The sequence below is a fragment of the Chryseobacterium manosquense genome, from assembly GCF_014623485.1.
Taxonomy (GTDB): Bacteria; Bacteroidota; Bacteroidia; order Flavobacteriales; family Weeksellaceae; genus Kaistella; species Kaistella haifensis.
Window position 1 is genome coordinate 480,460 of sequence record NZ_CP060203.1, and the last position, 12,117, is coordinate 492,576.

Genomic DNA, 12,117 nt, shown 5'->3' on the forward strand with positions numbered 1-12,117 from the left:
ATTGTGTTTTTGATATGAAGTGTGCTATTACTTACTGAATTTGTAAGCTAAACCAACTTGGAATACATTGTTTTTAACTGAATCACCTGGGTTATCTTTGATAATGTCTGATAATCCTGCAGTATATCTAGCAGTTAAACCTAAATTAGGTGTGAAATAATATCCAGCTCCTAAACCAATTCCAAAATCAAAAGTGTTGAAATTGTCTTTGTCCAAAGCAACGATAGTAGCATTGTCTGTACTTCCGTTAGTAGAGTTTTTGAATTTGTCTTTAGCACTTACTAAGAAACCAAACTGTGGTCCTGCTTCAAGGTAGAATGCTGGAGTTGCATTGTACTGGAACATTACCGGTACTGAAATGTAACCTAAGTTTCTAGAGTAATCTGCAGAGTAAGTATTCCCTAAAATTTCTGTACTTCTTGTCACTTTTGAACCAAGGTCATTATATAATACCTCTGGCTGAATGCTGAAGTTCTCTGCTAAAGGAGCATTCATAAATACACCGGCGTTAAATCCAATTTAAGATTCTTGGTCGCTTAATGTTGCATCATCTGAAAGTGAAGAAACATTCATACCACCTTTAACACCAAATTGCTGTGCGAATGTCAATGAACTCATTGCGATTGCTGCACCTAAAAATAACTTTTTCATAATTTTTAAATTTTAATTAATTTTTTTTAAAACTTGATAATCGTTTCTTTTAAAATATGTAAGCGAATTAATTTTTCAGGCTTACTTTCAGAAACGCTTCTCAAATCTCACGTTTTTTAAATTTGTTTTACGAGAGGGATGTTTCAAATGCTGTGCCAAAAAACATAAATTTTACAAAAATTTAAACAATGGTTTAATTATGTTTTTATTTAAAGTGCTAATAATCAATACTATAAATTAATCATTTCTAAATATTTTATGGTGTAAATTTTCTTTAACATTATGTGCAAAATAATATCATTTTCTGCTTTTTACGCCAAACTTTGATAAAAATGCAATGCTGAAATGATGTTTTCTCCCGAAACCGCACAGTCAAATTGGCAATTTCCAATCTTGTCAATCAGTGCAAAACTTATTTTTCCGTCGGAATTCTTCTTATCATTTTTCATTAAAGCCAGCAATTGTTCGCTTGAGAAAGCATGAATAGAAATATAAGGATAGAATTTTCGAATTTTCTTGATGATTTCTTCTTCAGTTTCCGCGTTGATGAGGTTTTCCAGACAAGAAAGATGCGTCTCGCAAATCATTCCTAGCGCAACGGCTTCGCCATGAGGAATCAGCTGATTGCTTTGCAAAAATAAGCTTTCCACAGCATGACCAATCGTGTGTCCGAAGTTTAATGTTTTGCGGATATTTTGTTCTTTAAAATCAATTTCGACTACATTTTGCTTAATCTTCATCGAAGTTTCTATGAAAGGATAAATGCTCTCTGGATTCAAATTTTCGATGGAACTGAGGTCTTTCCAATGTTTTCCATCAGCAATTAAACCGTGTTTCAACATCTCGGCAAATCCACTTCTTATTTCCACGAAAGGCAAGGTTTGCAGGAAATCGGGGTAAACAAAGATTTGTTGTGGTTCGGCAAAAGTTCCTACAATGTTTTTTAAAAATTTATGATCAATTCCTGTTTTTCCGCCAATAGAAGCGTCGCACATCCCCAAAAGCGTGGTTGGTACATTGATAAAAGGTATTCCACGTTTGTAAGTGGAAGCAACGAATCCACCCAAATCGGTGATTACTCCGCCACCAAGATTCAATAGTAATGATTTTCTATCGGCCTCAAATTCGGAGAGGATTTCCCAAAGTTGTGTCGCCGTTTCGATGGTTTTCAGTTCTTCGCCAGCTTCAATTTCGATGATTTCAAAAGGGATTTCGGTTTCTAAATTTCCCAAAACTGTCGGAAGGCAATATTCATGCGTATTTTCATCAACTAGAATGAAAAGTTTCGAAGGTTTTAAATTCTTTAAAAATTGATTAAGTTGAGAAAAATTCTGGTCTAAAACGGAAATCATATCGAGAAAAATTTTACGCAAAATTAAACTTTAAATTCGTTTTATCAATTCATATAGTATTATTAAATTTGCGCGTATTAAAAAGTATCAATGAGTATTTTCAACAACACAGCATTGGCATTTGCCGACAAATCAGATTATCAGTTAAAAAAAGCTTACTGGATGTTCAAATTAATCGAGCAACCGGCTTTAACCAAAATAGGAACCAGAATTTTGAATTTTACGGTCCACAATAATTTTCCACTTGCCGGTGATTTAGTAAAAGCTACGTTGTTTGAGCAATTTTGCGGTGGCGAAACTAGGGAAGAGAGCATGAAGGCAGTGATCAGAATGTTCAAGCGAGGCGTGGGAAGTATTTTCGATTATTCCATTGAAGGCAAAGAAGAGGAAGAAACTTTTGATGCGGTTTGCCAGGAAATTAAAGATATCGTACGTTTTTCTGTTGGAAATCCTGCGATTCCTTTTATTGTTTTTAAGCCCACTGCTTTTGGAAGAATTGATATTTACGAAGCCGTGGGGAAGGGAACTGAATTGACTGAAAGCCAAAAAGAAGAATGGGCGCGTGTGGTCAAAAGATTTGATGAAGTATGTCAACTTTGCCATGAAAACAACAAAAAAGTGATGGTGGATGCAGAAGAATCTTGGATGCAAGACGCAGCAGATCATTTGGTGGAAGAAATGATGGAGAAATACAACCGTGAAAAACCCATCGTTTGGAATACCATTCAAATGTACCGAACCGGACGCATCGAATATATGCAGGAAAACCTCCAACGTGCGAAAGAAAAAGGATATTATATTGGATACAAAATTGTTCGTGGTGCGTACATGGAAAAGGAAAGAGAAAGAGCTGCCGAAATGAATTATCCAGATCCGATCCAACCCAATAAGGAAGCTTCCGACAAAAATTACAATGCAGCAATCGATTTCGTGATGCAAAATATAGATCGTGTTTCAGGATTTTTCGGAACGCATAACGAGATCTCCACCGAATTGGTGATGAATAAAATGCAGGGAAAAGATCTAGAAAACAGTTCCGAAAGCATTTATTTCGGGCAACTTTATGGCATGAGCGACAATATCACGTACACCCTTGCCGACCAAAAATACAATGTGGCGAAATATTTACCTTATGGCCCGGTGAAAGATGTGGTGCCTTACCTCACGCGCCGCGCCGAAGAAAATACCTCTGTAGCAGGTCAAACCGGCCGCGAATTGTCTTTAATTAGCAAAGAATTGAAAAGAAGAAAAGGAAATTAATCTTTTTTCTTACAATTTTAAATAGATCGGAGTTGGATTTTTTTCCAACTCTTTTTCATTAAATTTGTCTTTCGATGTTGCATGAATTTTCAAAAAATCTATTGAATTGACTTTTGCCCAAATTATTTTACCGCTCAATCTTGCAGGGACTTTCACTTATAAAGTTCCTGATGATTTGGTTGAAATCTTACAACCCGGAATGCGCGTTTTGGTTTCATTTCGTGGCAAAAAAATTTATACAGGAATCGTCACGGAAATCCACGATCGCAAACCCGAAAATTTTGTACCAAAAGAAATTCTGAACATTCTTGATGATTCTCCAATTCTGCCGGAAGAGCAAATTGCTTTCTGGCAATGGATTTCGGAATATTATCTATGCAATTTGGGCGAGATTTATAGATACGCATTTCCTTCCTCATTAAAGCTGGAGAGCGAAACTTATCTAAAATTAAAACCCAATATCACGGTAGATTTTCAGAATTTGGATGTGAATGAAATGTATTTAATTCAAGCTTTGGAAGTTCGGCAATTGATCAATTTAACTGAAATTGAAGCATTTATTCCGAAAAAAGAAATTGTGAAAACCATTAATTCTTTGATCGACCTTCAATACATTGAAATTGATGAAAAAATTGCAGAGAAATATAGGGCGAAAGAAGTTGCTTACTTGAAAATCAATGAAGTAGAAATTTCAAAACGGAAAATTCCGGAAATTCTTTTGGAGCTGAAACGTTCGCCGAAGCAACAGGAATTGTTTCTTTATTTACTTGAAAAACATACCGAAAATCCCGAAAAAGATTTAAAAAAATCTGAAGTTTTCGAAGAAGGAAATTTTTCTCAGCCACAATTGAAATCTCTGGTGGAAAAAAATTTGGTTCAGGAATATTATCTTCAAAAAGATCGTTTGGAAGTGTACGATGGCGAAATAGAAAATATTGAAAAGCTCACGGAAACCCAGTTGCAGTCGAAGAAAGAGATTGATGAAGCTTTCGAAATCGGAAAAAATGTTTTGCTCCACGGCGTGACTTCTTCGGGGAAAACCCATATCTATTTAGAGAAAATTGAAGAAACAGTTTCCGAAGGAAAAAACGTCCTTTTTTTGCTCCCGGAGATTGCACTTACCAAACAAATTGTACAGCGGTTAGAAAAAAAATATGGCAAAGAACTCGGTTTTTATCATCAAAAACTGACGGATTTTGAGAAGGTTGAAGTATGGCGAAAAATAAAGAATAATCAACTGAAAATACTCATCGGAACTAGAAATTCGTTGTTTCTTCCGTTCTCGAATTTAGGTTTGGTTGTGGTTGATGAAGAGCACGATTCTGCGTACAAACCAAGAGAAGTTTCCCCCTTTTTTAATGCCAAAGATGCGGCCCAAGTTTTGGCAAAATTGTATCATGCTCCAGTAATATTGGGTTCGGCGACTCCTTCAGTTGAATCTTACTATTTGGCCAAAACCGAAAAATTGAAATATATTTTTTTATCCGAACGTTTCGGAAAGGTGAAACTTCCTGAATTTGAATTGATTAATTTTAAAGAAGCGCAGGATTCCAAAAAAGTGATTGGGAATTTTTCTTTACAATTAATTAGCGAAATAAAAACTGAACTAGAACGGAAAAAACAAACCATGATTCTCCACAATCGCCGTGGATACGCCAATGTAGTGGAATGTGAAAGTTGTGGCTATGTGAATTATTGCTCGAATTGTGATGTGGTGATGACGTATCACAAGTTTTCGAATGAGATGAAATGCCACTATTGCGGGCAAAAATCGGCTAAACCGAAAGTGTGTCCGAAATGTCATTCCGAAAATTTGAATGAACGTGGAGTGGGTGTGGAACAGGTTCACGAAGAGATTTCGCGGCTTTTTCCTGATTCGGAAGTCGACCGAATGGATGTAGATTCGATGAGGAAGAAATTCGCTTATGAAAAATTATACGAAAAAATTGAAAGTGGCGAAACCGATATTTTGGTAGGAACGCAAATGATTTCCAAGGGTTTAGATTTCGATAATATAGAATTGGTCGCGATTCCTCGAGCAGATTCGATGTTGTATGTACAAGATTTTCGGGCAGAAGAAAGGGCTTTTCAGTTGATCACCCAAGTTTCCGGAAGAGCCGGGAGAATCTCGGGTGAAGGAAAAGTTTTTATTCAAACCTACAATCCGCAACATTCAGTTTTTCAATTAATTAAAGATAATAATCAGGAGAAAATCTACCGACATTTCCTGGAAGAAAGGAAAAAATTTCTCTATCCGCCTTTTGTGAAGTTAATCATGATTGAACTAAAACACCGAAAAGAAGATAAAGTGAACCGCGCCTCTCAGTTTTTAGGTTCAATTCTTAGAAAATATCTTCCGGAAGAATGCATTCTAGGACCGGAAAAATCTCCTATCGGAAAACTGAATTTGATGTATCAATATCAAATTTTACTCAAACTTCCACGAGGGAAAAAGTATAAAGAATTCAAAAATATTTTACTTCAAAGTTTTGATGAATTTGAGGAAATTACTGCATATCAGAGCATTAAAAAACTGATATTTGTCGACTTTTAACATTTTTTAACATAATTTACGACGTTTTATAAGCTTCAAAACATGGTAGCTCGGTAATAATTTATATTTTTGAACGTTGAATAAAGAGCATTATTCAGATCATCAAATTAAATGTAAATGATTAGACTTAAAAATATATTGGTCTCTACTGCTTTTGCGATTTCTGCATTTGCATTCGGACAAGGAACTTTTGCTTCTTCAAACTATCCTCAATCCTACGAAACTCACTCCTCAAATATTTCCGCACCAGAAAAATTAATGTCAGCTAAAGAGTTGGTCGACATTAAAATCAATTCGTTAATGAACGATCCGGTGCTTCGAAATGCGAATTGGGGTTTTGTGATATATGATCCTAAAACCAAAAAAGTGGTGAGTTCCTACAATGAAAACGCTTCTTTGGTTCCGGCATCTACCACCAAACTTCTAACTACTGAAACCGCAATGAATCTTTTGGGAGAAAAATTTCGTTGGAATACTCAGTTAGAACATTCCGGAACTATTGATGCAGACGGAGTTTTGCAAGGAAATTTGTATATCGTTGGAAGCGGCGATCCATCATTAGGAACTAATAAAGCGGGAGCTTCTTCCTATAGTGCAATCATTGCCGATTTCATGAGCGCAATTTCACAGAAAGGAATCAAGAAGGTTAATGGCGATATCATCATCCAAACTGCGGTTTTCAAAATGAATAAAATGCAAAGTTTGCCCGCGAATATCGTTTGGTTGGAAAATGGAAGCTATTATTTGCCGGTGGGTTCTACCTATGAAATTAATCCACAAAATGAGAAATTAATTGCCAAACAAGTCAATCCTTTTGCCGAAAACAAGAATTTCTATTACATTTCTCCGTATATCAATCAAATGGTTTATGCCGATAAATTTAACGGATCTGGACTTACCACAAAATTGCCCGATGCACCAGCTTATCTTGCCAATAATTTAAAAGCGACAATGATCAAAAGAGGTTTGCCTGTGACAGGAAGTGTGGTTTCTAAAACTACAGATCTTAATCCTGAAAAAAGAGAAACAATCACCAACTATCAGTCGCCGACTTTATCCGAGATCATTTATTATACTAATCAACGTAGCGATAATTCTTTGGCAGAAGCTACTTTGCGAATGGTGGGTTTTCAGAAAAACGGAGATCAAACTTTAGAAAGCGGTAGGAAAGTAGTGGTGGATCATCTGAAGGAAATTTCTTTTGATACCAACGGCCTGAATTATATGGATGGAAGCGGTTTATCACGAAGCAATTTGGTAACACCCATTTCACAGGCGAAATTTTTAACCAATTTAATGAATGAAAAATATTATAAAACGTATTTTGAATCTTTACCGATTGGCGGACAAACCGGAACGTTGAAGAGAATGTTTTTAGGAAACGGCAACGGACAAATTTTTGCCAAAACCGGTACATTAAATAAAGTAAAAACTTTGGCAGGTTACCTGAAAACCTATAGTGGCAAAACATTGGTTTTCTCTTTGCTCATCAATAATTACGCTGGTTCCGTAGATCAGGTGAAAAGCCGAATGGAACAACTTTTGGAGCCGGCTCTTAATCTTTAGTAGATAATAAATTAATGATATCATTAACCTTTCAATAATAATTGAGAGGTTTTTTTTAACTTTAGCCAAAAATCTACCTTAATGAAAAAACTTTATTTAATTGCTTTTGCAGTATTTTTTGTGCAGGCATTTTCTCAGAAAAATGAGGAGGCCGAAAGAAAAAGCATGATTCGAAATGAGCTTCAAAAGTATTCGAAAATGGTTGACTACAATGTCAACCCGAATACGCTCAATTATGACTTAAAATATCAAAGACTGGAATTGGATTTGGATCCGGCCCAACATTTCGTGAGCGGAATGGTTACCAGCTATTTCGTTCCAAATCAGAATATTTCAAGCATTTATTTTGATCTTTCTAATGTGCTTTCTGTTTCAGAAGTGAAATATCACGGTTCTAATCTTCCTTTTACGCAACTGAGTACAAAGGAAATTAAAATAGATTTTCCGTCAAATATTCCTGCAGCGACTTTGGATTCGCTTTCCATTAAATATTCTGGCACTCCGGATACCGGCGGAAGTGCAGGCGATGCTTTCACTGTTTCTACGCAAGGTGGAACACCTGTTTTGTATACACTTTCCGAACCTTACGGAGCTCAGGAATGGTTTCCGACAAAGCAAAGTTTGAATGACAAAATTGAAAAAGTTGATATCAAAATCAATACACCATCGCAATACAGCGTGGCAGCGAATGGGAAATTGATTTCTGAAACTTCATTGACCGGAAGCAGAAAACTCACTTTTTGGCAAACCAATTATCCAATTCCTGCTTATCTAATTGCATTGGGAATAACGAAATATACGAAACTTAACGATACGATGGGAACACCGCCGTTTCCTTTCGTTAATTATTTATATCCTTCCACAGCTACCAATACAACTACGATTTCGAATATCAACTGGACAAAAACAGTGATGAATACTTTCGAAGAATATTTTGGACCTTATCCTTACCGAAACGAAAAATACGGTCATATGCAATTTAGTTGGGGAGGCGGTATGGAACATGCTACAATGTCTTCAATGGGATCGTGGGGACGCGGAATCATCGCTCACGAACTTGCGCATCAATGGTTTGGTGATAAAGTTACTTGTGGAGCATGGAATGACATTTGGCTCAACGAAGGTTTTGCGACTTTTGGGGAACATCTTGCCAACGAAAAATTATTGATGACGAATTCTCAATTTCTAAACTACCTGAGTTCTGAAATGAGTTATATTACAGGCTCTCCGGGCGGAAGTGTGTATGTAGCAGATGGTAATCTTGGAAATACAGGAACTATTTTCAGTGGAAGATTAACTTACTCTAAAGGCGGATATGTCGTACGAATGCTCAAGTGGATTTTGGGTGATGAAGCATTTTATTCAGCAATCAAAGATTATCATGCAAGACCGGAATTGGCATATGGATATGCGAAAACAGCCGATTTGAAGAACTCTCTGCTTCAATCTACCGGAAAAGATTTTACTGAATTTTTCAACGATTGGATCTACGGACAAGGTTATCCGACTTATCAAATCCGTTGGAACCAAACCTCTGATGATATGTTGAGAATTAAAGTAAGTCAAACGCAAAGTCATTCGTCTGTCAGCTTCTTTGAAATGCCATTGCCGATCAAGGTGAATGGCAACGGTGGTCAGGTTGCGTATTTAACATTAGATCATACGACAAATAATCAGAATTTTGCTAACCTGATCAACTTTCCGGTTTCTAGCATTCAGTTCAATTATGAAAATCAAATTATTCAAAGAAACTCGACAGTAACCAAAGACACGTCGATTCTTGCTGTTGATGATTCTTCGAAGGACGCCGTGAAAATTTATCCAAATCCGGTGAAAAATCAATTGTCAGTTTCAGGAATTTCTAAAGATCAAAATTTCGAAATCTTTAGCATCGACGGGAAATTGATTAAAAAAGGAAGTATTTCTTCAGGAAAATCGGTGGATGTTACATCGCTTTCGAAAGGAGTTTATATCTTCAAAATTGATATTCAGAATCTCAAATTCGTTAAACAATAAAAATCAGAAACCTTCAGCAATGAAGGTTTTTTTTATGACTTTTTTTTAAGTAACTCAAATAAATTCTTTTTTAAAAACCATTGCTTTGGTCTTTCCATCAAGGCTTTTTTTGTTAAATTAGCATTTCTAAATAAATTCTATTATGATTTCTAAAAATTATCTGGAAACCCTTCAGAACGAATTACAAAATATCAAAAACGACGGACTTTTTAAAACTGAAAGAATTATCACTTCCCAACAATCCGCCGAGATCGAGGCGAATGGGAAGAAATTGCTCAATTTTTGTGCAAACAATTATTTAGGACTTTCAAATAATCCAGAAGTGATGAAAGCTTCCCAAGATATGATCGAAAGCCACGGTTACGGGATGTCTTCGGTTCGTTTTATTTGCGGAACTCAGGATATCCATAAAGAACTTGAAGCGAAAATTTCCAAATTTTTAGGAATGGAAGATACGATTCTTTACGCAGCTTGTTTTGATGCGAACGGCGGTGTTTTCGAACCTTTATTTTCAGAAGAAGATGCCATTATTTCAGATGAATTGAATCACGCTTCCATTATTGATGGAGTTCGTCTTTGCAAAGCTGCGAGATACCGCTACAAAAATAACAATATGGAGGATTTAGAAGCACAGCTAAAGGCAGCTTCCGAAAAAAATCACCGTTTCAAAATCATCGTTACCGATGGAGTTTTCTCCATGGATGGAATTGTTGCTGACTTAAAGGGAGTTTGCGATCTTGCAGAAAAATATGACTGTCTGGTAATGGTTGACGATTCCCACGCTACCGGATTTATCGGAAAAACCGGCCGCGGAACGCACGAAGCGAACGACGTGATATGTAGAGTTGATCTTATTACTTCAACTTTAGGAAAAGCTTTAGGCGGTGCTTTGGGGGGATTTACTTCCGGAAAGAAAGAAATTATTGATATGCTGAGACAGCGCTCCAGACCGTATTTGTTCTCAAATTCATTGGCTCCGGGAATTGTTGGGGCGGCGATGAAAGTTTTGGATATGATTTCTGAAGATACATCGCTCAGAGATCGCGTGATGGAAAATGCCGAATATTTCCGAACCGAGATGAAAGCCAAAGGATTTGACATTCCCGATGGTGACGCTGCGATTGTTCCGGTAATGCTTTATGATGCTCCTTTAGCCCAAAAAATGGCAGAAAAACTGATGGATGAAGGAATTTACGTAATCGGATTTTTCTATCCTGTTGTGCCAAAAGGAAAAGCGAGAATCCGCGTTCAGCTTTCTGCGGCACATACGAAAGAACAGTTGGATAAAGCGATTGTCGCATTTGAAAAAGTGGGAAAAGAATTGAGTGTTATTTAATTTAGAGCGAAAAAAATGCTAAAAACCTTCCGTTTCGGGAGGTTTTTTATTTAGAAAAATATTTTATAAAGATTTCTGGCACTCGAAACAATTAGTAGAAGTGCAACCAAGATCAGCGCAGTTTTTCGGGGCATTTTTCCTGCTAATCGAGCTGCAATGGGTGCAGCAAGAACTCCTCCGATAATTAATCCCAAGATGATTTCGATATTTGAAACTCCCAAACTTGAAAAGAAAACAATCGCTGCGGCAAGAGTAACGAAAAATTCCGCCATGCTCACCGTTCCGATGACATAGTTGGTTTTTCGCCCTTTGGAAAGTAGAGTAGAAGTAACAATTGGCCCCCAACCTCCGCCACCGAATGCGTCCATCATTCCTCCGAAAAACCCGAGTCTCCCGATATGGGTTTTTTGTTTCACCATAATTTTTTTGAAGGCCAATCGGGTAATTCTATAGCCCATAATCAGGGTGTAAGTTGCCATCAAGCCTTTTGCAAGATTCTCATATTCATTGCCCAAATAAATTAGTAATAATGATCCTGAAACCGCTCCAATAACGCCGGGAACAGCGAGATAAAGCAACATTTTTTTATTTACATTTCCATATTTGTAATGAGAATAACCACTCATCGCGCTCGAAAACATTTCTGCAGTGTGAATGGATCCGGAGATGGAAGGCAGTTTAATTCCCATACCGAGCATTAGGGTGGAACTCGTCAAACCATAACCCATTCCCAAAGCGCCATCCACCATTTGGGCGAAAAATCCGATCGCAAGCATCCAATAAAATTCATTCGGAATTTCGTAAACAAAATCTTTCGCTTGCGTGTACGAAAAGTAATTATCAAATGCAATTCCCAAGAAAAAAGCAGCAAAAGCAAGTGATAAATAGATCACAAGTCGCCGGTATTTTTTCGCTTCTTTGGAATATTGCCATTTCAGTTTTTGTTCTTTCAGAACCGATTCTTTATTTTTTGAAATGAAATTTTCAAGTTGAAAATCACTTAGTTCCGGTTGATTGGCGATACTGATAAGAATATTTTTTTTCTGAACAATATCGATGATTTCGGTGTAAAATTCGACTCCCAAATCGGTAATCAGCGCGATATGAGCATTATAAAAATCGTCTTCGAAAAACCGTCTTTCTTGAATTTTAATGGTATCTTTTCCTTCAGCGAATCGTTTAATCTCATCAGAAACCGATTCGAAAATCAAATTAATTTTAGTATTCGGAAAGCTATTAATAATTGTTTTAAGGCTTTCCAAAGCTTCTGTTCCACCGCCTACAATAAGCACTTTCAGGTTTTCCAGATTCAGGAAAACACTCAAAGATTGATGCTGAATATTGTGTTCGGACGACATTGAATTCGGTAAATATTTTGTTAG

7 protein-coding genes and 1 pseudogene are annotated in these 12,117 nt (G+C 36.7%); 5 read left to right on the plus strand and 3 right to left on the minus strand.

Annotated elements, in window-relative coordinates:
• Window positions 1-27 precede the first annotated feature (27 nt).
• Window positions 28-651, minus strand: a pseudogene (locus H0S70_RS02175) (porin family protein).
• Window positions 652-962: 311 nt separating this feature from the next.
• Window positions 963-2,003 (minus strand): 3-dehydroquinate synthase, encoded by a 1,041-nt coding sequence (gene aroB, locus H0S70_RS02180; RefSeq protein ID WP_123248019.1) that lies wholly within the window; start codon window positions 2,001-2,003, stop codon window positions 963-965.
• 90 nt (window positions 2,004-2,093) lie between these two features.
• Between aroB and H0S70_RS02185 the strand changes: the two genes are divergently transcribed.
• The 5 genes from H0S70_RS02185 (at window position 2,094) to kbl (ending at window position 10,735) form a co-directional block, all read left to right on the plus strand.
• Window positions 2,094-3,263 (plus strand): proline dehydrogenase family protein, encoded by a 1,170-nt coding sequence (locus H0S70_RS02185; RefSeq protein ID WP_188321547.1) that lies wholly within the window; start codon window positions 2,094-2,096, stop codon window positions 3,261-3,263.
• Window positions 3,264-3,369: 106 nt separating this feature from the next.
• The gene (gene priA / locus H0S70_RS02190; RefSeq protein WP_188321548.1) at window positions 3,370-5,817 is read left to right on the plus strand and encodes a replication restart helicase PriA; all 2,448 of its coding nucleotides are present in this window, start codon (window positions 3,370-3,372) and stop codon (window positions 5,815-5,817) included.
• A 117-nt stretch (window positions 5,818-5,934) separates the two neighbouring features.
• Window positions 5,935-7,383: a D-alanyl-D-alanine carboxypeptidase/D-alanyl-D-alanine endopeptidase gene (gene dacB / locus H0S70_RS02195; protein ID WP_188321549.1), complete on the plus strand. Its 1,449-nt coding sequence runs from the start codon at window positions 5,935-5,937 to the stop codon at window positions 7,381-7,383.
• An 81-nt stretch (window positions 7,384-7,464) separates the two neighbouring features.
• The gene (locus H0S70_RS02200; RefSeq protein WP_188321550.1) at window positions 7,465-9,399 is read left to right on the plus strand and encodes a M1 family aminopeptidase; all 1,935 of its coding nucleotides are present in this window, start codon (window positions 7,465-7,467) and stop codon (window positions 9,397-9,399) included.
• Between the two features lie 142 nt (window positions 9,400-9,541).
• Window positions 9,542-10,735: a glycine C-acetyltransferase gene (kbl, locus tag H0S70_RS02205; protein WP_188321551.1), complete on the plus strand. Its 1,194-nt coding sequence runs from the start codon at window positions 9,542-9,544 to the stop codon at window positions 10,733-10,735.
• Window positions 10,736-10,785: 50 nt separating this feature from the next.
• On the opposite strand, the gene H0S70_RS02210 is transcribed toward kbl, so the two are convergent.
• Window positions 10,786-12,093, minus strand: coding sequence for a TSUP family transporter (locus H0S70_RS02210; protein ID WP_188321552.1), 1,308 nt, complete (start codon window positions 12,091-12,093; stop codon window positions 10,786-10,788).
• Window positions 12,094-12,117: the final 24 nt, after the last annotated feature.

Excerpts from the sequence above, each read along its gene's own strand:
- aroB (WP_123248019.1), bottom strand. The coding sequence starts at position 2,003 with ATGATTTCCGTTTTAGACCAGAATTTTTCTCAACTTAATCAATTTTTA.
- H0S70_RS02185 (WP_188321547.1), top strand. The coding sequence starts at position 2,094 with ATGAGTATTTTCAACAACACAGCATTGGCATTTGCCGACAAATCAGAT.
- dacB (WP_188321549.1), top strand. The coding sequence starts at position 5,935 with ATGATTAGACTTAAAAATATATTGGTCTCTACTGCTTTTGCGATTTCT.
- H0S70_RS02200 (WP_188321550.1), top strand. The coding sequence starts at position 7,465 with ATGAAAAAACTTTATTTAATTGCTTTTGCAGTATTTTTTGTGCAGGCA.
- kbl (WP_188321551.1), top strand. The coding sequence starts at position 9,542 with ATGATTTCTAAAAATTATCTGGAAACCCTTCAGAACGAATTACAAAAT.
- H0S70_RS02210 (WP_188321552.1), bottom strand. The coding sequence starts at position 12,093 with ATGTCGTCCGAACACAATATTCAGCATCAATCTTTGAGTGTTTTCCTG.